This is a genomic window from Winogradskyella poriferorum, assembly GCF_050618035.1.
Lineage (GTDB): Bacteria > Bacteroidota > Bacteroidia > Flavobacteriales > Flavobacteriaceae > Winogradskyella > Winogradskyella poriferorum_A.
The window spans coordinates 346160-368394 of the sequence record NZ_JBODPY010000003.1; the positions used below are offsets into that span (position 1 = coordinate 346160).

Here is a 22235-nt window from a genome sequence, read left to right on the forward strand (position 1 = left end):
GGCTATAATTCATTGTGGTTGAAATTACTCAATAAATAAAATTAAAATATGCTCTTAGAAATTCATTCCAAATTACCCATGCGTAATAAGTCTAACACACGAGACTTTTACGAACATTTAGGATTTCATAGTCTTGGAGACATTGATTATGCCGAATATCTCATGATGAAAAAAGACCAGATTGAGATTCACTTCTTTCTATTTAAAGACCTAAATCCCAAGGAGAATTATGGCATGGTTTACATTAGGACTAATCAGATAGAGCAATTATATCAAAGATTTATTGATGATAAGATTGCTATTCATCCCAATGGTAAGCTAGAAACAAAGCCTTGGGGACAAAAAGAATTCTCCATCCTCGATCCAGACAATAACCTGCTAACTTTTGGGCAGAAGGCTTAACTACACATTCTAAAATGGCAATAATTATCCATTGGAGAAATAAACCTATTACGCTAATCCAAATGCTATTTTCATTTAATTATTTTTGTTTTACATCGAATAAATAATAAAAATCATAAGTGAGAACCACCCTCTACAAAATAAAACGCAAAATAATTAGGCGTTTACCCATTATTAAAGCCTACCTCTATAGCCTAAAAAAAGGGAATAATAAAGCACAACGAAAAGTAGTAATTTTTGCCCAAGGTCGAACGGGTAGCACAGTCCTAGAAGATTTAATTCATTCAACAGGGCATTTTAAAAAGCGTGGAGAAATTCTTGGTCATCACGGGGCTACCATAAAATATCCTTTGAGATTTATAAAAGGAGCAGCGAATATTGAGCCTAATGAGAATTTTATTTTTCATTTAAAAATTTATCACTTAACACGCGATCGAAAACAGGAAATCGACCCTGTAGTATTTCTCAATACATTAGCAGAAGACGGTTGGCAAATTTTATATCTAAGACGTGAAAACAAATTAAATCATATTCTTTCTAATCTTGTTGCGGAAAAACGTGGCTATTTTAAGTTTGATGATAAAAAAGAAAAAATAACCCTTAATCTCGATCCACAAAATACAATACAGGCTATTAAACAAAGGGTAAACCACGAAAATGAAGAATTAAAAGCGCTAAATGGACTCGATTATCTTCCAATTACCTACGAAGATCATTTAGAGCAATCTGACCATCATCAAGACACAATTGATAAAATTTTGAATTATCTAGAGCTCCAACCAAGAGTATGTAAAACTTCATACAAAAAAGTGAATCGTTCGACACAGCGTGATATCATCGAAAATTATGAAGAAATTAAAGCACTACTTTCAGATGCAGGCTATGATGAATTTTTGAACTAGACATTATTCATGCCTATTTCATATAAAAGTCTATCTTTGCGGCAAATTGAGCGAGGTCCTAACGGTTTAGGACAGGTGTTATAAGAAGTTTAGGTAAATGGATGTCGATTCCCTTCTTATGTAACACAACATAACATAATCGATATCGTAACTAAACGAATGAGTACATTTAAAGAATTGGGGCTTAACCAAGACCTTATTAATGCTATTAATGATCTAGGTTTTGAAACACCTAGTGAAGTACAGCAAAAAGCTATCCCAACATTACTTTCAGAAGATCGCGACCTTGTTGCCTTAGCGCAAACTGGCACAGGTAAAACCGCAGCATTTGGTTTCCCTATGCTTCAGAATATTAATATTAAAAGCCGTACAACCCAAGGTTTAATCTTATCGCCAACACGCGAGCTTTGTTTACAAATTACCAACGAGCTTAAACTTTATGGTAAATATTGCAAGGGCCTTAATGTTGTAGCCATTTATGGTGGTGCTAGTATAACTGAGCAAGCTAAGCAAGTTAAAAAAGGAGCCCAGATTATTGTTGCGACTCCAGGACGTATGAAGGATATGATTAGCCGTAACATGGTTGATATTTCCAAAATAGAATATAGTGTCCTCGATGAAGCTGATGAGATGCTAAACATGGGCTTCCATGAGGATATTACAGATATTCTTTCGCACACACCACATGATAAAAGCACTTGGTTATTTTCGGCAACTATGCCTAAGGAAGTCGCGTCGATTGCTAGGAACTTTATGTATGATCCTATTGAGATTACTGTTGGTAACCGTAATGAGAGTACCAGCCAAGTTTCGCACGAATATTATTTGGTGAATGGTAGAGATCGTTACTTGGCGTTAAAGCGTTTGGCAGATGCTAATCCTGATATCTTTTCTGTTGTTTTTTGTCGCACAAAACGCGATACGCAGAAAATTGCTGAAAAACTAATTGAAGATGGTTACAGCGCTGGCGCTCTACATGGTGATTTAAGTCAGAATCAACGTGACTTGGTGATGAAATCCTTTAGAAACAAGCAAATACAAATGCTTGTGGCAACAGATGTCGCGGCGCGCGGTATTGATGTGGATGATATAACGCACGTTATAAACTATCAACTCCCAGATGAAATTGAAACCTATACACACCGTTCTGGGCGAACAGGACGTGCTGGTAAAACAGGCGTTTCTATGGTGATTGTTGCAAAGAGTGAAGTGCGCAAAATCAAAAGTATTGAGCGCATCATTAAAAAGTCATTCGAAAAGAAAGATATTCCATCTGGAATGGAAATATGTGAGGTACAGCTCATGAGTCTGGCCAATAAAATGCATAATACTGAGATTAATCATGAGATTGATGCCTTTTTAGAAAGTATTAATGAATTGTTTGTTGACACCAGTAAGAATGAACTTATTAAAAAGTTCTTTTCTGTAGAGTTCTCCCGTTTCTATGACTATTATAAAAATGCCAAAGACCTTACTGTTAGTGACACTAAAGAAAGCGGTGGACGAGAATCTTCTGGTGACGAAACACGCTACTTTATTAATGTTGGTCGTAAAGATGGCTATGATTGGATGTCCCTCAAAGATTTCCTAAAAGAAGTCTTAGAATTAGGAAGAGATGATGTCTTTAAAGTCGATGTAAAGGATAGCTTCTCCTTCTTTAATACAGATAAGTCCATTGAAAAGAAAGTTCTAGATTTCTTTACAGATTTTAAATACAACGGTCGATTCGTTAATGTTGAAATCACCGAAAACAAAGGTGGTGGTAGAAGACGTGATAAAGGTGGTCGCGGCAGAAGACGTAATGATGATAAACGTAGCAGAAGACGTTCATCTGATTCTGGAAAAAGAGGCGATAGACGAAGTAGACGCTCTAGTAGTCCAAAATCTGACCGCAGACGATCAGGTTCTGGTTCTGACCGACCAAGACGTTCAAGACGTAAATAGGTGTTTATCGTTTTAAAGTGAAGTGACCACTAATGGTTTCACTGGTGTTTTCTCGTTTTAGAAGAAACCAATAATCTGAAGTTGGCATTAACTGACCATTATAAGTCCCGTCCCAATAGGGTAATTCTCGACTTAGGGTGACCAGTTTTTTACCATAACGATCGAAAATGAGGATCTCAAAATTTGGTTCATCTGGTGGTAACTTTATAGTCCAATATGGATTAGAATTATCACTATTTGGTGTGAAGAATTTTGGGTAACCCAACACTAAAACGTCTTGTGTTATAATGCCACACCCATTTTTATCCCTTACATAAACGATAAAATCACCATAGCCTAAATTGGAAAATATGTTGGCGTCTTGGTATACCAATCCATCAAGTGAAAATTCATAATCACCAGATCCTTCAACTGAAACAGTTATACTATTTCGACGTTGCCACTCATCTGTTTCAATATCTGTAATGGTTACAACACTAGAGGCTTCAACATTAAATACTTTTAGTGTACTACAACTAATCTGAGGTGTGGTTTGATGATTTTGAAATACCTCAACTGTATAAGTACCAGCTTCATTAATTTCAATAGATGTAGTTGAATCTCCTGTTGACCATTCATAGCCATCGAATCCCTCCTCAGCATTTAAATTGAGTGTATCGCCTTCACAAATGGATAGCGTTTCCTCTTCTACAATATCTGGTCTGTCTAAAATGAATAGATTAAAGGAAGTTATATCATAACAGCTTGAGTTAAAATTATTCTGAATACGTGCATAAACCACTTGAGAATTCTCGATACTATAATCTAAATCCAAAGTGCTAAAACCAGCAATGGCATTAGCTTCAGAATTAAAAAATAAAACTGAAAAAGTACTACTGTCTTGCGGGCCTAGCACCTCACCTACTTTGGTTTGAAGATTAAAAGTCGTTAATCCGCTTTCATTCTGAGGTTGACATTGATAAAAATCTGATACCGAATTTGCTACTGGATTATCATAGATAATAACATCTTCTGTTATTGTAACAGACTGGCCAGCAACAGAAGCATTGACAACGACAGTATAAGTTCCTGGGCTATCATACAAATGTGTTGGACTTTGATCGCTAGACGTTGTCCCATCGCCAAAATCCCACGACACATTCGCATTATCTACTGTAGAAACCAGCTCAAAGTTGGTTGCATTCCCTAAACAGGAATTATTGATATTAAATGTTGGATTAAAAAGCGATTGTACAAAAGGTGGTAAACCCAATTTTACTAATCTCCCACCCAAATCAATAGCACCAATTTGATAACTACAACCAATACCTTGCTCATTTGGATTTTCAATAACATCGAGTGCCGTTTTCTCAGAATTACAAACATATATTTTTCCATCTATAGCAAGTTGTAAACCACCTAGTTCGTTACTACCATCATATAACAGAACAGAAGTATCAATAATATCATTTGCATTATTCTGGGTTAAATCAAACTGAAATAATCTTGAACCTGGTTCATTAACTGAAAAATCAAAATCTTTGTCAGTTACATAGAGTAAATTACCATCTGGCGAAAATTCTACACCATAAGCTCCTGATGCGGTGGAACTGTCATAAAACACACCATTAATAGCAATTGGGTTAGATAAAACACCACTATTATCATTAAAGTCAAATATCTCAACATTGCTATTGGCACCTCCAAATTTGGCGCTTGCAATACGGCTCCCATCTGGAGAAACCTTTAAATAGCCGATTGTATTTGCGATATTTTGGTCAAATGCTGTAGGATCATCATTGCCATGAACACTGCCTATTTCCGTTATCACAGGGTTAACATTAATTCCCTGAGGTGTAAGACGATAGGCTAAAAACTCTCTATTGCTCCAGCCATGGGTAATAATCCAATAATCAATACCATTAGCATGCTTTACTGCAGTGACCTTTTCTGTGCTTGGTGTTAATAGTTCTTCATTTTTGACCGTGACATCACCAAGACCATTATTTAGTGTCATATCAACAATGGAATATTTAAAGCCATTATCTCCTGCTGAACTGTCTGTAGTAAAAACATAGTAAATCGTTTCTGAGCCAGGAAGTGGCATAATTATTCCAGACTGCGTACTCGACGGATCTCCTAAAAGACCAAATCCATTTGGCATTTCATTGTGATTTTTATCCCATACCGAAATACCATCTGTATAAAATAAAAGATTACCACTAGCATCTGATATCGTACCGCAACCTTCATTTGTTGCTAATTGTCCATCTAAGTCTGCAACAGGACTACCAGAATTAAAATTGAGACCAGCATTAACACCAAAATACCAGTTTGCTGCCTCACCTTGAGCAAAAACAGAATGGCCTAAACACAGCCATAATAGCAATATGATGTACGTTCTTTTCATTTTCTTATAGCAATCGACTCAAGGGCCAACAAAGACCAAGTCGTAATCTAAAATACAAACAATTCTATAAACTTATTTCAGTTGCGTATTTAAATGGCTTATACTTTAACACTTACCTTGGTATAGTTGTTGTTAATATTACGTCAAATCTAATATAGTGACCATACAAACTGCGTTTTCTTTATTACATTTACAACGTAAACCATATACATGCGATATTTACTGATATTATTTTTATGTTTTACTACAGTTAATAGCTATAGCCAAGACACAAATCCTACTGATGAACCTACACGCGTAAAGGGTACTATAATTAGTAGTTCTACAAACACACCTCTTAGTGAAGTAAATATTGTGAATATCAATCAGGTGATTGGTACATCAACAAATGAGGAAGGTATTTTTGATATTAGAGCAAAGGCAAACGATACACTTCTTTTATCATATTTAGGTTATAAATCCATTAAAGTGAGAGTTACCAATGACTGGATAAAATTTGGTAACACTGAAATAAGCATGACTGAACTTGCTCTGGCACTCGAAGAGGTAACCGTAAAGCAACTGCAATTAACAGGTTATCTTAAAGTAGATATGATGCAAGTACCTATTCAATCTAATAATAGGTATAGAATTTCTGGCTTACCAGGTCAAGGTTATGAAGCTGGACGACCAAACATCGCCACTAAGGTCTTAGGTGCCATTTTTAATCCAGCAGACTTCTTGTATAATATGTTTGGTAAGAAACCAAACGAAATGAAGAAGCTGAAAAAGATGAAGGAGGATGATGAAATTCGAAATCAGCTTGCCAAACGATTTGATCGCGAAATGTTACTTGTGCTTTTACAAGTAAGTAAGTTTGATTTGGATGAAATTGTGAATCAGTGTAACTATTCCAAAGATTTTATTAATACGGCTAATGATCTTCAAATTTTAGACGCTATTAGTGAGTGCTATGAAGAATACAAGGTAATTAGTCGCAATAATAGAAGAAATAAAGGCAAGAAAAAGGACAGAGCATAAATTAAGGATTAGAATAAAGCGCTATCCTATTACCTTCGGAATCTATAAATGCACCCATATACCCATGCTCATCTGAAATTTTAGTTTTTGGATGATATATTTTACCACCTGCACCTTCCACTCTATCTAATTCATTTTGAACGTCCTCGGACATAAAATAAACCATCGTACCCTCTTGACTAGGAATGTAAGTTTCTTGCTTTACCAATGATCCAGTAGCTCCAGGACCAACATTATTATTAGGAAACCAAGCCATTATAAAACCGCCAAGATCTACTTCTTTTAATTCAACCTTAAATACAGTTTCGTAGAACTGTTTAGCTCTAGCCATATCATTTACAGGAATTTCGAACCAACCTACCATAATATTAAGATTCTAAGTTTAATTTTAATTGATTTAAGCCATCTTCAAAGTCTGCACCAACAGTTTTATCCATATTAAAAAACAGAAAGAAGATATTTGAAGGTGGTTTGTTAACACCTGAAAAGCCCCAAGTGACCTTTGTTGTCGTTTCATCTATTGCATCTACGGTGATATAGGCATCAGACTGTGATTTCCACGGTTTAAAAAAACGAAGCTGCGATTCAATAGATTCGTTTTCAATAATTCTGACTATTTCTTGTTCTCCAGTACCGACATCTTTATTGCCTTCCCATCTAGAAATAAATCCTACCTCACCATCAGTACCCTCAAACTCTTGGGTCATATTAGGGTCCTTCTTTTTCCAAGGTGACCAATCATTCTGTTTCTTTACGTACTTGATGTAATCAAACACTTCAGGTAAAGGTCTGTTGATTTTTATACTTCGGCTTACGTTGTAACTTTTGGGTGCTACCAAGGCAAGTAAAACGATTAATCCAATAATCGCGAGCACCACATATAATGCGATCATCATATTATTTAGATTTATTTAGTTAGTCCTTTAAAGTTACGAAAAAATTATCCTTCAGAATAGTACCGTTCAACTATGGCATCATAGTTTTTTATGGTTTTTTTAATCCAATCGAAGCGTTTTTCTATCTGCTCCCCTTCCGAAAGTTGCCAAGCTATATCTGAGTTTCTCAGCTTTGAAGTTACATGTTGAAGAATGATTGCTGCTGACACGGAAATATTGAGACTTTCAGTAAATCCATACATTGGGATTTTTAAAAAACAATCGGCTTCATCTAACACTTGTTGAGATAAACCTTCGGTTTCTCGACCAAAAAAGAAACAAGACTTTTTAGAGATATCAAAATCTATGAGATCACAATCTTCAGCATGTGGTGTTGTAGCCACTATTTGATAGCCCTGAGATTTTAAGTCTTTTATGCAACTATTCACAGTGTTGTAACGGTTTAAATCTACCCATTTTTGAGCACCCATGGCAATTTCTCTGTCAATGCGCTTTGTATTTACTTCCTCAATAATATTGACCTCTTGGATACCAAAAACATCGCAAGATCGTATAACTGCACTGGTATTATGCAATTGGTAAACATCTTCTGTAGCGACCGTAAAATATTTAGTACGTTCTGCCAAAACAGTAGCAAAACGATGACGTCTATGCTCCGTTAAATAGGATTCTAGATATTCGAGAAGTTTTAAATCGGCCATCTATCAAAAATAGTATTTTTATACCATGAAACACATTGTTGTATTGACTGGAGCTGGTATGAGTGCCGAAAGTGGTGTAAAAACCTTCAGAGACCATGATGGTCTCTGGGAAGGTCACGATGTCATGGAGGTAGCCTCACCACAAGGTTTTAGAGCTAATCCTGAACTTGTTTTAGACTTTTACAATCAGCGTCGAAGACAATTAAAAGAGGTGGCGCCTAATGCTGCTCATAGAGCATTAGCCCAACTAGAAAACGATTATACAGTAACCGTAGTCACTCAGAATGTTGATGATCTGCATGAACGTGCCGGCAGTACCAATGTTTTGCATCTACATGGTGAATTACTAAAGATTAGAAGTACGGGAAATCCAAATGATATTAAATATTGGACTGAAGATATAAACCTTGGAGACACTTGTGATTTAGGATATCAACTTAGACCTCACATCGTTTGGTTTGGCGAAGATGTACCCATGATCGAAAAGGCCATTGAAATCTGTTTAACTGCTGATATTTTATTAATAATTGGAACGAGTATGCAAGTCTATCCTGCAGCGAGTTTAATGCATTATGTAAATGCCTCCACTCCCATTTTTTACATAGACCCAAGACTAGCTTCGGTAAATCATTCAAACATTAAAGTGATTCCCAAATCGGCAACCGAAGGGATAAAAGACTTTTTAAATGCACTTTAATCAATCCTCTTCTGTGAGCTGAAAGAACCTGTTAACCGGTTTATTAAAGATTTCTGACATTTTTAAGGCCAGAACAGTAGACGGTACATAGCGATTTGCTTCAATAGAATTTATGGTCTGTCTTGAAACACCTATTTTCTTGGCAAGTTCATCTTGGGTAAGATTTAATATTGCACGTTCAACTTTAATAGTGTTTTTCATTATCTATTGCGTTTTAAAACATAATAAAACATCAATTGAATCATTAGCATGAATAATAATACCTGAAAATCTCCAAGATCTTTGTAGACCTCACCTCCAGAATGAACTACATTAGAAACACCATATTCAACGTAAGGCATTACTAAAGCATAGACAACACCTATAACAAATGCAATAGCATAAGATTGCGCTCTTAAGGCAATGGTCATCTCATCTTCGATCTTATCCCTAGAAATGGATATTACTAGCATTCCAATTAATAATGCTTTTCGTAGTATTAACCTAAACCATTCTTTATCACCATCCATTACGAATGCCCTATAGAACATTAAAGAAATGGAACAAAATATTAAAACTAGCCCTACAGTTTTAAAAGCGTAAGGCAACCTAAAGCTCGCTATTTTTTCTAGACGAGTTCTTTCACAGTCAATTACATAGTCTTTATTCATATTTGACAAGTATTCTTTATATTAAGTAAAATTATTTTTACTATATGACAAATATACTTTACATTTTAGAATTATCCAAATTAATGATGTAGAACTCAATATGTGTTTATTGGATAGAATCTTTAGGCTTATAGGCATTGATGTATTCTCGTGCCCTACGATTATCAGAATTACGTTTTGAAGCCTCTTTATAATTAATATAGGCATTTAAGCTATCACCACTTCTCACATATGCATCTGCAAGACTATCGTAAACATTAGAACTGTTAGGGTGAAGTGTTAGATTTATCTTAAAAACTTCGATAGCCTTATCATATTCCTTATTACGAAGATATCGATAGCCCTTGTTATTAAAATCCCATTCTCTTATGTAGGAACTTGTAGAATCTTTCTCTTTAATTTTAAGAAAACCAGTTAGTGCCGCTTCATAGTTTCCCTCTTCTAAGTGGGTACTAGGTGTTTTATAAGATTCTGCAACTTTTAAATAATCATAGGAAATAGAGTCTTGGTTTTCTTCATTAACTATAGATAAATATCTATTGTTTGAACCTGGCTCCGTTACAAACCTTAATTTTTTATACATGTCTGCTACAAAAAACTCATTGGTGTCGGTAACCACAGGTTCAAAAACACCTTCCTTCCATTTTAGTTTAAGCTTATTCTCCTCATAGTAAACTAAAATTAATTCATCTTCAGTGTATTTGTATTTACCTTCTGTTTTCTTTTTAAAAGCTTCCGTAAATTCCACATTTCCCGAACAACTCATTAGTCCGATAGCTACGAGTAATAAACGACTCAACACCTTAAATTTCATACGATTATTGATTTGATTGGTTAAAATAAAAAAGTCTCACTAAAAGTGAGACGATTCTAAATCTAAAATGTTACGCTTAGGACTACTTAACACCCATAAGTTCAACATCGAATATTAATGTTGCGTTTGGTGGTATTACACCTCCAGCACCTGCAGCACCATAACCCAAGTCACTTGGTATAACTAATCTCGCTTTATCACCAACATTTAAAAGGCAAATACCTTCATCCCAACCTGGAATAACTTGACCCACTCCAACTTGAAAATCCAAGGGTTGATTACGTTTATATGAAGAATCGAAAACGGTACCATCAGCCAACTGACCTTTATAATGTACAGAAACCATGTTCCCTTTCTCAGCTTTTTTACCATCCCCTTTTTGGATCACTTTATAACGTAAACCTGAATCCGTCTCATCAAATCCTGCCGCTAATTTGTCTAATTCTGCTCTAGTTGCTTCACGTTCTGCCGCTACACGCTTTTCTCTTTCACCTTCAAAAACTCTAAAGGCTTCAATAGCATTGAATTTATTTGCAGCATCACCGACTCTTAGTATTTCGATTTTATCCATAGTATCGCCCTGAGCTACAGCATCAACAACATCCTGACCTTCAACAACATTTCCAAATACCGTATGCTTACCATCTAACCATGGTGTTTCAACATGTGTGATGAAAAATTGACTACCATTTGTTCCAGGACCAGCATTGGCCATTGATAACTTACCAGGTGCATCGTGCTTTAAATCTGGATGAATTTCATCATCAAACTTATATCCAGGATTTCCTGTACCAGTTCCTAAAGGACATCCGCCTTGAATCATAAAATCTGGAATTACTCTATGAAATTTTAATCCATCGTAGTACGGTGTACCTTGAGGTTTTGCTGAATTTTCTAAATTTCCCTCAGCCAAAGCCACAAAGTTACCTACTGTACCAGGCGTTTTTTCAAATTCTAAATTCACTAAAATCTCTCCTTTTGTCGTTGTAAATTTTGCGTATAAACCGTCTTGCATTGTTATATCATTTATTTAAGGGTGCAAAGATACGAAGTTTGTTAAAAGAAAATAATGTGGAACAGAAGGTCTAGGTTAGTTAGCCACTTCACTAATGAATTTAATACGATAAAGTCTTAGTTCTTCGTCTTCGTAGTCGCCATCAAACTCATCTACTGCATCTGAGATTTTATCAGACTCAGATTCCATAAAATACTCATGAATTTCTTCTTGTTGATCCTCATCTAAAATCTCATCGATCCAATAGCTAATATTAAGTTTTGTTCCAGAATATACTATGGACTCCATCTCCTTAATAAAATCTGGCATTTCCATACCTTTTGCAGAGGCGATATCATCGAGTGGTAACTTTCGATCTACATTTTGAATGATATATAGTTTTAAGGCAGAATTAGATCCTGTAGATTTAACTACCATATCGTCTGGTCTTACAATACCATTATCCTCTACATAATCCAAAATTAAAGCCACAAAGTCTCGCCCATATTTTTTAGCCTTACTTTCGCCAACACCATGAACATTATTAAGTTCTTCGATAGTAATTGGATATTTTAAAGCCATATCCTCTAAGGAAGGATCTTGGAAAATTACAAAAGGAGGAACACCAAGTCGCTTGGCATTACGTTTACGTAAATCCTTCAACATGGTCATCAACTTCTCATCTGCTGATGCACCAGAACCTTTAGCATTTGTAATAATACCTGCATCGGTTGTTTCATCAAAAACATGGTCCTCTGCCATCATAAAAGAGGTTGGGCTTTTTATAAAGTCTTTCCCAGATTGGTTAAGTCTTAAAATACCATAGGTCTCAATATCCTTTTTTAATAGACCAGCCACTAATACCTGACGTATTAATGCCATCCAATAGCGTGCTTCTTTATGTTTACCGACTCCAAACCATGGTCGGGTATCTGTTTTGTGCGATGCAATTAATGCATTAGATTTTCCAACAAGTACTTGCACTAAGTCTTTTGACTTATACTTTTCATTGGTGTCACTTACGGTTTGTAATAAAATTGCAACCTCATCTTTGGCTTCAACCTGTTTCTTAGGGTTACGCACATTATCATCCATGTCACCACCTTCTCCCGTTTCTGTATCAAACGGCTCACCGAAATAGTGTAAAATAAATTTACGCCTCGATATTGAGGTTTCTGCAAAAGCAACAACCTCTTGAAGTAAAGCATGTCCTATTTCTTGTTCGGCTACTGGTTTGCCAGACATAAACTTCTCTAGCTTTTCAATGTCTTTATATGCGTAAAATGCCAAGCAGTGCCCTTCTCCACCATCGCGACCAGCACGACCGGTTTCCTGGTAATAACTTTCTATACTTTTAGGAATGTCATGATGAATTACAAACCGCACATCTGGTTTGTCAATACCCATACCAAAGGCAATGGTGGCTACAACAACATCACAATCTTCCATTAAGAACATATCTTGATGTTTCACTCTTGTTTTGGCATCTAATCCTGCATGATAAGGCACAGCCTTAATTCCATTGACTTGGAGTACTTGAGCAAGTTCTTCAACGCGCTTTCTACTCAAACAATAAACAATACCAGATTTTCCATCGTTCTGCTTTATAAATCGGATGATATCTGCATCTACATTTTTTGTTTTAGGTCTTACTTCGTAATAGAGATTTGGTCTATTAAACGACGCTTTAAAAGTTACAGCATCAGTCATGCCAAGACTTTTCAAAATATCTTCTTGAACCTTAGGTGTAGCTGTTGCGGTAAGACCTACTATTGGGATATTATCACCAATTCGCTTGATGATATGACGCAGATTACGATACTCTGGTCTAAAATCATGTCCCCATTCACTAATACAGTGCGCTTCATCTACAGCCATAAACGAAATTTGGACTGACCTCAAAAAATCTACATATTCTGCTTTTGTGAGTGATTCTGGAGCAACATATAAGAGCTTAGTTATACCATTAATAATATCCTCCTTAACCCGTTTAACTTCTGTTTTATTTAAAGAAGAATTTAATACATGAGCAACACCTTCATTTTCAGAAACTGCTCTAATCGCATCTACTTGGTTTTTCATTAACGCAATTAACGGTGATACCACAATTGCAGTACCATCTTTAATTAAAGCAGGCAACTGATAGCATAAGGATTTCCCACCACCAGTAGGCATAATAACAAAAGTATTATTACCTTCTATTACATTTTTGATCACTTCTTCTTGAAGACCCTTAAACCCAGAAAAACCAAAGAATTTTTTTAGCGCGGAGTGTAAGTCAATTTCTGCAATACTCATTAATCCCTATTAGTATTTTATCTATTTTTGCAATATGTTTAAAGATAATACATTTCTTTAAAACATAAAAAAGCAATAGTAATAAGTTTTGAGCACAAAACAATCCATTTTAAGTACCGCAAAAAGTACTATAAAATTAGAAAGTAAGGCCATAGAGCACCTTACAGAATTATTAAATGAAGATTTTGCAGACGCCGTTGAATTAATCTATAATTCTAAAGGCCGTGTTATAATAACAGGAATTGGAAAAAGCGCAATTATTGCGACTAAAATAGTTGCCACTTTAAATTCCACAGGTACACCTGCTGTCTTTATGCATGCGGCAGACGCGATACATGGTGATTTAGGTTTAATACTTAAAGATGACGTTGTCATCTGTATTTCTAAAAGTGGTAATACCCCAGAGATAAAAGTACTTGTCCCTTTAATCAAAAATGCCAAGAATAAAATGATTGCCATTACAGGCAACAAAGACTCTTTTCTTGGGCAACAGGCAGATTATGTTTTAAATGCCTATGTTGAGCAAGAAGCTTGTCCAAATAATCTTGCTCCAACAACAAGTACCACAGCCCAATTAGTTATTGGAGATGCTTTGGCCGTTTGCCTATTAGAATTGAGAGGATTCTCTAGTAAAGATTTCGCAAAATATCATCCAGGAGGTTCCTTAGGTAAGCGCCTTTATCTAAGAGTGCAAGACCTTTCGTCTCAAAATTTAAAACCTCAAGTAGGATTAGATGCAACCATAAAAGAAGTCATCGTTGAAATAACTGAAAAAATGTTAGGTGTTACTGCTGTTATAGACGACAATGCTATAGCTGGAATAATCACAGATGGCGATTTGCGAAGAATGTTGAGCAAAAGTGATAATATTGCTGACTTAACTGCTAAAGATATCATGAGTCAAAATCCAAGACGTATTTCTGAGGATGCTATGGCTGTTGATGCTAAAGAATTGATGGAAGAGTATGGCATTTCACAATTACTCGTTGAACAAAATGGTGCTTATGCTGGTGTGGTACATCTTCATGATTTAATCAAAGAAGGCATTATATAATGGCAGAGAAGAATATTGACGAAATGTCTTTTTTAGACCATCTCGAAGATTTAAGATGGCACTTAATTAGAGCGACTCTAGGTGTAGTAATTGCTGCAACCCTTGCTTTTATATTTAAAAAATTCATTTTTGATGTAATCATATTTGGACCAACGAACATGAATTTTCCAACCTATAAAGGGTTGTGCAATATGTCTCAATTAATTGGTTTTAATGATACGACATTCTGTGCTGAGAAATTTCCTTTTATAATTCAAAACAGAACTGTAGCAGGACAATTTTCTGCTCACATTTGGACCTCTATATACGCCGGTTTTATCATTGCATTTCCATATGTCTTATATCAACTATGGAGTTTCATAAGTCCTGGATTAAAAGATAACGAACGAAAAAATTCAAGAGGATTCCTTTTTTCAGCCTCAATCTTATTCTTCATTGGTGTATTATTTGGCTATTATATTGTGACGCCTTTATCTCTGAACTTTTTAGCGAATTATACCATTAGCGAGAAGATTTCGAATGAGTTTGACGTAAGTTCTGTAATTGCTATAGTGAGAAGCTCTGCCATTGCTTCGGGCTTTGTTTTTGAATTACCAATCATAATCTATTTCCTTACTAGAGCTGGATTGGTTACACCAAAATTTTTGAAAAAATATCGCAAATTTGCGCTTGTAATTGTACTAATATTAGCCGCTGTTATAACACCTCCAGATATTGCGAGTCAAGTAATTGTGGCCATTCCAATTTTAATCTTGTACCAGGTAAGTATATACATATCTGCACTGGTTGTTAAAAATCAAAATAGAAAACAGAAAAATGTCTGATATCGTAAAAGAATTTAATGAATATCGTTCTAGAATGAACGATAAAATCCTTTCTGACAATAATAAAATCATAAAGCGTATTTTCAACTTAGATACCAATGCGTTTAATGAAGGCGCTTTAGATAAAAAAACGAAAGAACTTCTAGGCCTTGTTGCATCTACAGTATTGCGCTGTGATGACTGTGTAAAATATCATTTAGAGTCTTCCTATAATGAAGGTGTGACTAAGGAAGAAATTAGTGAAGCATTAGGTATTGCGACTCTTGTAGGTGGTACTATTGTTATACCTCATTTAAGGAGAGCACACGAATATTGGGAGGCTATAGAGAACCAAGGTTAAACCTTTATTAAATCAAGGTCCATTTTATAGAAGTCCATATGAATTTGCTATTTTTAGCGTTATTCTATTTCAAATGAAACTAAGAGCCGAAAATTTAATGAAGTCCTACAGCGGACGAAAAGTTGTTAAAGATGTCTCCCTTGAAGTCAATCAAGGAGAGATTGTGGGATTATTAGGACCAAATGGTGCTGGTAAAACAACTTCGTTTTATATGATTGTAGGTATTATTAAACCAAATGGTGGTAAGATCTATCTCGACAATACTGATATTACCAAATATCCGATGTTTAAACGTGCGCAAAATGGTATTGGATATCTCGCACAAGAGGCTTCAGTTTTTAGAAAATTAAGTATAGAGGATAATATTCTGAGTGTATTACAACTTACTAAACTCAGTAAGAAGGAACAGCACGAAAAAATGGAATCGCTTATAGAAGAATTTGGACTAGGTCACATTAGAAAAAACCGAGGTGATCTTCTTTCTGGTGGTGAAAGACGAAGAACTGAAATTGCACGTGCTTTAGCAACAGATCCAAACTTTATTTTATTAGATGAACCTTTTGCAGGTGTTGATCCTGTTGCGGTGGAAGACATACAGCGTATCGTTGCCAAGCTAACAAAGAAAAATATTGGCATCTTAATTACAGACCATAACGTACAAGAAACATTAGCAATAACAGACCGAACATATTTAATGTTTGAAGGCGGTATTCTTAAAGCTGGAATACCAGAAGAACTTGCTAGTGACGAAATGGTACGAAAAGTATATTTAGGTCAAAATTTTGAACTTCGTAGAAAAAAGTTAGAATTTTAAATCCTATTTCTCTTTTGATTTTGGTAAAATTGCTTTTACGGTTTTAACCATAATAAGGCACAAAATACCTACTGCTAAGCCTATAATAAAATCCCTTAAAATACCAGGTAATACTTCAAGGACATGATGTAGCTGTTCTATATTGTGTACAAAAATGCCACCAGCAACAAGTAATAATGCTAACGTCCCAATTACTGATAATGATTTAATAACCCAAGGAAGTGCCTTGGTTAAAAGCTGACCGATATTATAAATAAAGCCTGACTTAGAATCACTTTTCTGAATTAATTTAAATCCAAAGTCATCCATTCTAACAATCAAAGCAACTATACTATAAACTCCGACAGTCGCAATAAGTGCCACTATAGATACTACAATAATCTGAGTCGTCAAATTTTCATTTACCACCGCACCTAAGGCAATGATGACGATCTCCACAGACAATATAAAATCTGTAATTATTGCTGATTTTACCTTAGACTTTTCAATTTTTAATAACTCCTCTGGTGAGTCCACCAATTTAGCAGGAATAGGTTTTACATGATTCCTATGAAATAAAAACTCATAAATTTTCTCTGCTCCCTCATAGGCCAAATACAACCCACCTAATACCAAAACTACAATGACCATTTTCGGTATAAATGCACTCATTAAGAAGGCTAGCGGTAAAATAATAATCTTATTAATTAAAGAGCCTTTTGAAATTGCCCATAATACTGGTAATTCTCTAGAGGGACTAAATCCAGAAGCTTTTTCTGCATTAACAGCCAAATCATCTCCTAAAATACCAGCTGTTTTTTGAGTTGATACTTTTGTCATCGTTGCAACATCATCCATTAATGCTGCGATATCATCTAGTAAAGCAAATAATCCTGAGGCCATAGATTTAGAAATTAAGTACCTATCAAATCTGTTTTTGATTTGATAAAGAAAGTAAAATATAAAGAAGAATAATTAAAGGTATTGCAGCAAATTTGAGCACGATTAGTATCACTAAACTTATAATTAAAAATATGTACCGAATCGCATTTTTCTTAAAACTCCAATCACTAAATTTTAAAGCAAATAATTTAATGCGCGAATTTAAAAGGTAGCAACTTATTATTGTTAGGACAATTAGGAACCATTTATTTATTATGATTGCATTCATATAATCACTATTCTGATATTCTAGAATAAGTGGCAATGACAATATCAGCAAAGTATTTGCTGGTACTGGAAGGCCTTTAAAATAGGCCTGTTGATCCTCATCGAGATTAAACTTTGCCAAGCGGTACGCAGAAGCTAAAGGAATAAGTAATCCAATTAATGGTAAAATAGATAATTTAAAATCCTGCCAATGGAAAATCGAATTCCACTCATTAGAATAACTTGAAAAACTAGGTGCATCTACTGTAAGCGAGATAAGCTTAAACATAATTATACCAGGTACGAGACCACTCGTTACTAGATCAGCTAAAGAGTCGAGCTGAATTCCCAGTGGACTTTGAACCTTTAGTTTTCTTGCCGCTAATCCATCGAAAAAGTCAAAGAAAATCCCCAAGAACACAAAGAGTGACGCAACAACAAAATTTCCATGTACTGCAAATATGGTTGCAATAGCACCACAAAACAAGTTGAGTAACGTTATGATATTAGGAATATGTTTTTTGATTTTCATCTCGTTTATTTAGGTAAAAATAGGAAACTAATTTATGCTTAACCTATATAACCTGCAATTTATAAAAACACACAATAAGAAGCCGTATTTGAAGTTTAATAGATAGAAAATATTGTGCATCTTTGTAAAAAATTATTGCTGTTGAAAAATTACCTAGTAATTCTCTTAACGCTTACTACTCTTGCTACTACTGGACAGGCCACAAGAAAATATTCAAATGAATTTATGAATATTGGTGTTGACGCGGCTTCATTAGGCATGAGTAATGCTGTGGTTTCTCATACATCAGATGTAAATTCTGGGTATTGGAATCCTGCTGGACTTGTACATGTTGAGGACAAGCAAGTTGCCTTGATGCACTCTAGTTACTTCGCAAATATTGCCAACTACAATTATATTGCATTTGCTATGCCACTTGACAATCGCAGTGCTGTAGGGATTTCCTTAATTCGATTTGGCGTAGATGACATATTAGATACCACACAATTAATAGACGATCAAGGAAATATTAATTATGATCGAATAAGTACCTTCTCTACAGCTGATTATGGCCTTACTTTCTCCTATGCACGTAAGCTTCCATTAGATGGTTTAAATTTTGGAGTCAATGCAAAAATCATTAGAAGAATAATTGGTGATTTTGCCTCTTCCTGGGGATTTGGGCTTGATGCAGGTATTCAATTTCAAACTGATAATGATTGGAAGTTTGGTTTAATGGCCAGAGATATTACGACCACCTATAATGCTTGGTCTATTGACGAAGATAAATTTGAACAGATCAGTGGTGCGGTCGAGGGACAAAATCAAGAATTACCAGAGACTACAGAGATAACTATCCCAAAGCTTCAATTTGGAATTTCGAAAAAGTGGATCTTCAATTATGATTATTCGCTCCTCGCAGCTACTAACTTGATTGTTAGGTTTGAAGAAAACAACGATATTATTTCATCCTCTTTTGCCAGCATAAACCCTGCACTTGGGTTTGAGTTTGGTTATACCGACTTAGTATTTTTAAGAGGTGGTGTTGGAAATTTTCAAAATGAATTGCAAATTGATAATTCTGAAAACCTCACATTTCAACCAAATTTTGGCGTAGGTTTCAAATATAAAGGTATCCAAATCGATTATGCTTTCACAGATATAGGAGATCAGAGTGCAGCACTTTACTCCAATGTTTTTTCTCTAAAAATAGACTTTGGTATCTTTAGATAATAATGAGATATATTTTTCTAGTTCTTTCTAAGTTATTAATTGTTGGTGTCATTGGTGCCCAACAGATTACCTTAACCGATAACGCTGTAGTTTCTGTTCTAACCGTAGGACCTGGAAATTCTTTAAACGATGCCTTTGGACATAATGCTTTTCGAATAAAAGACAACTCGATTGGCATAGATGTTACATATGGTTATGGTGAATATGATTTTGATGCACCAAATTTCTATTTAAAGTTTGCACGTGGCAAATTAAATTATTTGATCAGTAGACATAACTATTCTGATTTTTACAATCATTATGCTTACTACAATAGAACTGTAAAAGAGCAGATTCTTAACTTTAATCAAAATGAAAAACAAGCACTTTTCGAATATTTAGAAAACAATTATAAACCTGAAAATCGTCGTTATCTTTATGATTTTTTCTATGATAATTGCGCAACTCGCATTCGGGATATATCTCAGAAAGTGACAAATACTAAAATCGAATTTAAATCTCCAGAAGATTTTACGGAAAAAACCTTTAGAGATCTTATTTATGAACACGTTGATAAAAACACATGGGGTAGTTTTGGAATAGATCTAGCCTTAGGATCAATTATTGACCAGAATGCATCACCTAATGAATACATGTTTTTACCCAAATACATTTATTCTTTCTTCGGTAATACAGATTATAATGGCACAACAAGTTTGGTTAAAACCTCAAAAACTCTGATTCAAAAAAAGCCAGAAGTATCAACTTCAAACTTCTTATTAAGCCCTCTATTTATTCTTAGCCTTTTATCGCTTTTAATTATTTACATAACCTATAAAGATTATAAGTCGAACACAAGAAATAAAATCTTAGACACTGCTATATTCGTTCTAACAAGTGTTGTAGGTATTGTTATCTTTTTGTTATGGTTTGCTACAGATCATAGTGCGACTGCCAATAACTATAATTTATTATGGGCCTTTCCACTAAATCTTATCTTAGTTAAACAGATCATAAACACAAAAATGAAATCTTGGGTGAAAGGGTATCTTAAGTTTTTAATTATTATGTTAAGCTTGATGACCTTGCACTGGCTAATTGGTGTGCAAGTCTTTGCTATTGGGCTAATACCAATCCTTATTGCTTTATTGATAAGATATACCTATTTGGTAAAGTCTTTCTAGATTTTCTGCTACTGACCTCTATAATACAAGACCGTACTTAATGTCTTAATGATTATACTAAAATCTATAAACAAACTTCTGTGCTTAATGTAGTATAAATCATACTGTAGCTTTGTGAGACTATCATCTATAGAAGAACCATATCTTGCATTAACTTGAGCCCAACCTGTAAGCCCAGGTTTAATAATATGACGCATTTCGTAAAATGGGATAATTCGAGACAATTCATTTACAAAAAATGGTCGTTCTGGTCTTGGACCAATAATACTCATATCTCCTCTAAGAACATTATAAAATTGAGGAATCTCATCTATCCTACTACCTCTTAAAAATCGACCAAAACGTGTAATTCTCTTATCTCCTTTTTCTGCCCATTTCACACCATCCTTTTCAGCATTGACTACCATTGTTCTAAACTTATAGATTTTAAATGGCTTACTGTTTCTACCAATTCTTTCTTGAATATAAAAAATGGGTCCTTTATTGCCTATAACATTGCCTAAATACACCAGAGGTAAAATTACCAACCCAAAAATTAATCCTATCATGGAAAAGATGATATCTATCGTACGCTGGAAAAAACGATAAAGTTTATTTTCATTACTTCTACTATATGGGAAATATTTATAAAAGTCTTTACCCACAAACTGAATGGGTACGCGCTGCAGTAATTCCTCATAGACTTGGCTGTAATCTCTAATCTTAAATCCACGTTCAAGAAGTAAAATTAAATCATGATACACTTCGGACACCATGGCTTCGGTATTAAAACTAGCAACAACTACTTCTGAAATATTTTCCTTTTGTATAACCTCTAAAAAGTCCTGTGAAGGGAATTCTTTTAATCCTTTATATGTGATGCGTTCATTATCGGACGCTTCACTATTTAAAAATCCAACAATCTTATAGTTGGGGTCAGAATTATTTAATGATCTAACGAGGCCATCAATATTTGAGACATCTCCAACAAGAAGAATTCTCTTGTAGAATCTTGGGGATTCTATTAATTGTGTATATGCAACACGCCACAAAAAAATTGAAGCGATTAAGGTTAAATAAAAAAATAAGATTTGGATACGTTCCTCTGGTAAAACAGGAGATAGAAAAGGCGTTAATAAGTAAAAAAGAACTAAAACCGAAATTGTTAGGACAATGTTCCGGGTCGTAATATCTAATTTACTTGCCTGTTGTAAATCATAAAGTTCAAAAACGGTACCAAATATTGTAACATAAATACCTAAAAGCACTAAAGGAATTATACTTTGTTCTGTGAATGGTAAATAGTTAAAACTAGAAATTGAATTTAATAAATAAACACCAAAAAAGACCATGACCAAATCCATAATTCTGAGCAGAATCTTACGTTCGGACACTTCAAAGTGTATTCCTTTTTTATGTTTCATTATTAATTTGGTCGGGACATAGGGATATGTAAAGATAAAAAGTCTCGCCTACAATACA

23 protein-coding genes are annotated in these 22235 nt (G+C 34.8%); 11 read left to right on the plus strand and 12 right to left on the minus strand.

Going from position 1 to position 22235, the window contains the following annotated elements; all coding sequences use genetic code 11:
- Positions 1-48 precede the first annotated feature (48 nt).
- From ACRHOC_RS08965 to ACRHOC_RS08975, 3 genes are all read left to right on the plus strand, one after another.
- Positions 49-402 carry a bleomycin resistance protein gene (locus ACRHOC_RS08965; protein WP_431158270.1) on the plus strand — a complete coding sequence of 118 codons (354 nt, stop codon included), beginning with the start codon at positions 49-51 and terminating at the stop codon, positions 400-402.
- Positions 403-521: 119 nt separating this feature from the next.
- A complete protein-coding gene (locus ACRHOC_RS08970; RefSeq protein WP_431158271.1) occupies positions 522-1304 on the plus strand; it encodes a hypothetical protein in 783 nt (260 codons plus the stop codon).
- A 159-nt stretch (positions 1305-1463) separates the two neighbouring features.
- Positions 1464-3248, plus strand: coding sequence for a DEAD/DEAH box helicase (locus ACRHOC_RS08975; RefSeq protein WP_431158272.1), 1785 nt, complete (start codon positions 1464-1466; stop codon positions 3246-3248).
- Between the two features lie 4 nt (positions 3249-3252).
- On the opposite strand, the gene ACRHOC_RS08980 is transcribed toward ACRHOC_RS08975, so the two are convergent.
- Positions 3253-5637: a T9SS type B sorting domain-containing protein gene (locus ACRHOC_RS08980; protein WP_431158273.1), complete on the minus strand. Its 2385-nt coding sequence runs from the start codon at positions 5635-5637 to the stop codon at positions 3253-3255.
- A gap of 210 nt (positions 5638-5847) precedes the next feature.
- Here ACRHOC_RS08980 and ACRHOC_RS08985 point away from each other — a divergent pair, with 210 nt between their 5' ends.
- Positions 5848-6657, plus strand: a complete 810-nt coding sequence (locus tag ACRHOC_RS08985; protein ID WP_431158274.1) for a carboxypeptidase-like regulatory domain-containing protein — start codon at positions 5848-5850, stop codon at positions 6655-6657.
- Position 6658: 1 nt separating this feature from the next.
- On the opposite strand, the gene ACRHOC_RS08990 is transcribed toward ACRHOC_RS08985, so the two are convergent.
- The 3 genes from ACRHOC_RS08990 to ACRHOC_RS09000 are packed head-to-tail and all read right to left on the minus strand — an operon-like array spanning position 6659 to position 8254.
- Positions 6659-7021, minus strand: a complete 363-nt coding sequence (locus ACRHOC_RS08990; protein WP_431158276.1) for a VOC family protein — start codon at positions 7019-7021, stop codon at positions 6659-6661.
- Positions 7022-7025: 4 nt separating this feature from the next.
- Positions 7026-7553, minus strand: coding sequence for an SRPBCC family protein (locus ACRHOC_RS08995; RefSeq protein ID WP_431158278.1), 528 nt, complete (start codon positions 7551-7553; stop codon positions 7026-7028).
- A gap of 44 nt (positions 7554-7597) precedes the next feature.
- Positions 7598-8254: a TrmH family RNA methyltransferase gene (locus ACRHOC_RS09000; RefSeq protein WP_431158279.1), complete on the minus strand. Its 657-nt coding sequence runs from the start codon at positions 8252-8254 to the stop codon at positions 7598-7600.
- Positions 8255-8279: 25 nt separating this feature from the next.
- Between ACRHOC_RS09000 and ACRHOC_RS09005 the strand changes: the two genes are divergently transcribed.
- A complete protein-coding gene (locus ACRHOC_RS09005) occupies positions 8280-8951 on the plus strand; it encodes an SIR2 family NAD-dependent protein deacylase (protein ID WP_431158280.1) in 672 nt (223 codons plus the stop codon).
- Here ACRHOC_RS09005 and ACRHOC_RS09010 read toward each other — a convergent pair whose 3' ends face one another.
- From ACRHOC_RS09010 to ACRHOC_RS09030, 5 genes are all read right to left on the minus strand, one after another.
- On the minus strand, positions 8952-9152 hold the full coding sequence (locus tag ACRHOC_RS09010; protein WP_431158281.1) for a helix-turn-helix transcriptional regulator: 201 nt from the start codon (positions 9150-9152) through the stop codon (positions 8952-8954). It abuts the gene before it with no gap.
- The gene (locus ACRHOC_RS09015; RefSeq protein WP_431158282.1) at positions 9152-9601 is read right to left on the minus strand and encodes a hypothetical protein; all 450 of its coding nucleotides are present in this window, start codon (positions 9599-9601) and stop codon (positions 9152-9154) included. The genes ACRHOC_RS09010 and ACRHOC_RS09015 overlap by 1 nt, the downstream gene beginning before the upstream one ends.
- Before the next feature lie 106 nt (positions 9602-9707).
- Positions 9708-10415, minus strand: a complete 708-nt coding sequence (locus tag ACRHOC_RS09020; protein WP_431158283.1) for a tetratricopeptide repeat protein — start codon at positions 10413-10415, stop codon at positions 9708-9710.
- An 82-nt stretch (positions 10416-10497) separates the two neighbouring features.
- A complete protein-coding gene (locus ACRHOC_RS09025) occupies positions 10498-11430 on the minus strand; it encodes a peptidylprolyl isomerase (protein WP_431158285.1) in 933 nt (310 codons plus the stop codon).
- 75 nt (positions 11431-11505) lie between these two features.
- Entirely contained in the window at positions 11506-13707 is a 2202-nt protein-coding gene (locus tag ACRHOC_RS09030) for a RecQ family ATP-dependent DNA helicase (protein ID WP_431158286.1), read from the minus strand.
- Between the two features lie 88 nt (positions 13708-13795).
- Here ACRHOC_RS09030 and ACRHOC_RS09035 point away from each other — a divergent pair, with 88 nt between their 5' ends.
- The 4 genes from ACRHOC_RS09035 (at position 13796) to lptB (ending at position 16739) form a co-directional block, all read left to right on the plus strand.
- On the plus strand, positions 13796-14761 hold the full coding sequence (locus tag ACRHOC_RS09035) for a KpsF/GutQ family sugar-phosphate isomerase (protein ID WP_431158287.1): 966 nt from the start codon (positions 13796-13798) through the stop codon (positions 14759-14761).
- Complete coding sequence (tatC, locus tag ACRHOC_RS09040; RefSeq protein WP_431158288.1) at positions 14761-15585, plus strand: twin-arginine translocase subunit TatC; 825 nt, start codon at positions 14761-14763, stop codon at positions 15583-15585. The genes ACRHOC_RS09035 and tatC overlap by 1 nt, the downstream gene beginning before the upstream one ends.
- Positions 15578-15925 (plus strand): carboxymuconolactone decarboxylase family protein, encoded by a 348-nt coding sequence (locus tag ACRHOC_RS09045; protein ID WP_431158289.1) that lies wholly within the window; start codon positions 15578-15580, stop codon positions 15923-15925. The genes tatC and ACRHOC_RS09045 overlap by 8 nt, the downstream gene beginning before the upstream one ends.
- 73 nt (positions 15926-15998) lie before the next feature.
- Complete coding sequence (gene lptB / locus ACRHOC_RS09050) at positions 15999-16739, plus strand: LPS export ABC transporter ATP-binding protein (RefSeq protein WP_431158290.1); 741 nt, start codon at positions 15999-16001, stop codon at positions 16737-16739.
- 3 nt (positions 16740-16742) lie between these two features.
- Here the strand turns inward: lptB and ACRHOC_RS09055 are convergent, their stop codons facing one another.
- Positions 16743-17621 carry a DUF808 domain-containing protein gene (locus ACRHOC_RS09055; RefSeq protein ID WP_431158291.1) on the minus strand — a complete coding sequence of 293 codons (879 nt, stop codon included), beginning with the start codon at positions 17619-17621 and terminating at the stop codon, positions 16743-16745.
- Between the two features lie 22 nt (positions 17622-17643).
- A complete protein-coding gene (locus ACRHOC_RS09060; RefSeq protein ID WP_431158292.1) occupies positions 17644-18399 on the minus strand; it encodes a CDP-alcohol phosphatidyltransferase family protein in 756 nt (251 codons plus the stop codon).
- A gap of 141 nt (positions 18400-18540) precedes the next feature.
- Between ACRHOC_RS09060 and ACRHOC_RS09065 the strand changes: the two genes are divergently transcribed.
- Together ACRHOC_RS09065 and ACRHOC_RS09070 are read left to right on the plus strand one after the other, a co-directional pair.
- Positions 18541-19611: a PorV/PorQ family protein gene (locus tag ACRHOC_RS09065; protein ID WP_431158293.1), complete on the plus strand. Its 1071-nt coding sequence runs from the start codon at positions 18541-18543 to the stop codon at positions 19609-19611.
- Positions 19612-19613: 2 nt separating this feature from the next.
- On the plus strand, positions 19614-20774 hold the full coding sequence (locus tag ACRHOC_RS09070) for a DUF4105 domain-containing protein (protein ID WP_431158294.1): 1161 nt from the start codon (positions 19614-19616) through the stop codon (positions 20772-20774).
- Positions 20775-20782: 8 nt separating this feature from the next.
- Here ACRHOC_RS09070 and ACRHOC_RS09075 read toward each other — a convergent pair whose 3' ends face one another.
- Positions 20783-22177, minus strand: a complete 1395-nt coding sequence (locus ACRHOC_RS09075; protein ID WP_431158296.1) for a sugar transferase — start codon at positions 22175-22177, stop codon at positions 20783-20785.
- Between the last annotated feature and the right edge of the window lie 58 nt (positions 22178-22235).

Coding starts and splice junctions, on each gene's coding strand:
- ACRHOC_RS08965 (WP_431158270.1), top strand. CDS start 49: ATGCTCTTAGAAATTCATTCCAAATTACCCATGCGTAATAAGTCTAAC.
- ACRHOC_RS08975 (WP_431158272.1), top strand. CDS start 1,464: ATGAGTACATTTAAAGAATTGGGGCTTAACCAAGACCTTATTAATGCT.
- ACRHOC_RS08980 (WP_431158273.1), bottom strand. CDS start 5,637: ATGAAAAGAACGTACATCATATTGCTATTATGGCTGTGTTTAGGCCAT.
- ACRHOC_RS08985 (WP_431158274.1), top strand. CDS start 5,848: ATGCGATATTTACTGATATTATTTTTATGTTTTACTACAGTTAATAGC.
- ACRHOC_RS08990 (WP_431158276.1), bottom strand. CDS start 7,021: ATGGTAGGTTGGTTCGAAATTCCTGTAAATGATATGGCTAGAGCTAAA.
- ACRHOC_RS08995 (WP_431158278.1), bottom strand. CDS start 7,553: ATGATGATCGCATTATATGTGGTGCTCGCGATTATTGGATTAATCGTT.
- ACRHOC_RS09000 (WP_431158279.1), bottom strand. CDS start 8,254: ATGGCCGATTTAAAACTTCTCGAATATCTAGAATCCTATTTAACGGAG.
- ACRHOC_RS09005 (WP_431158280.1), top strand. CDS start 8,280: ATGAAACACATTGTTGTATTGACTGGAGCTGGTATGAGTGCCGAAAGT.
- ACRHOC_RS09010 (WP_431158281.1), bottom strand. CDS start 9,152: ATGAAAAACACTATTAAAGTTGAACGTGCAATATTAAATCTTACCCAA.
- ACRHOC_RS09015 (WP_431158282.1), bottom strand. CDS start 9,601: ATGAATAAAGACTATGTAATTGACTGTGAAAGAACTCGTCTAGAAAAA.
- ACRHOC_RS09020 (WP_431158283.1), bottom strand. CDS start 10,415: ATGAAATTTAAGGTGTTGAGTCGTTTATTACTCGTAGCTATCGGACTA.
- ACRHOC_RS09025 (WP_431158285.1), bottom strand. CDS start 11,430: ATGCAAGACGGTTTATACGCAAAATTTACAACGACAAAAGGAGAGATT.
- ACRHOC_RS09030 (WP_431158286.1), bottom strand. CDS start 13,707: ATGAGTATTGCAGAAATTGACTTACACTCCGCGCTAAAAAAATTCTTT.
- tatC (WP_431158288.1), top strand. CDS start 14,761: ATGGCAGAGAAGAATATTGACGAAATGTCTTTTTTAGACCATCTCGAA.
- ACRHOC_RS09045 (WP_431158289.1), top strand. CDS start 15,578: ATGTCTGATATCGTAAAAGAATTTAATGAATATCGTTCTAGAATGAAC.
- lptB (WP_431158290.1), top strand. CDS start 15,999: ATGAAACTAAGAGCCGAAAATTTAATGAAGTCCTACAGCGGACGAAAA.
- ACRHOC_RS09055 (WP_431158291.1), bottom strand. CDS start 17,621: ATGGCCTCAGGATTATTTGCTTTACTAGATGATATCGCAGCATTAATG.
- ACRHOC_RS09060 (WP_431158292.1), bottom strand. CDS start 18,399: ATGAAAATCAAAAAACATATTCCTAATATCATAACGTTACTCAACTTG.
- ACRHOC_RS09070 (WP_431158294.1), top strand. CDS start 19,614: ATGAGATATATTTTTCTAGTTCTTTCTAAGTTATTAATTGTTGGTGTC.
- ACRHOC_RS09075 (WP_431158296.1), bottom strand. CDS start 22,177: ATGAAACATAAAAAAGGAATACACTTTGAAGTGTCCGAACGTAAGATT.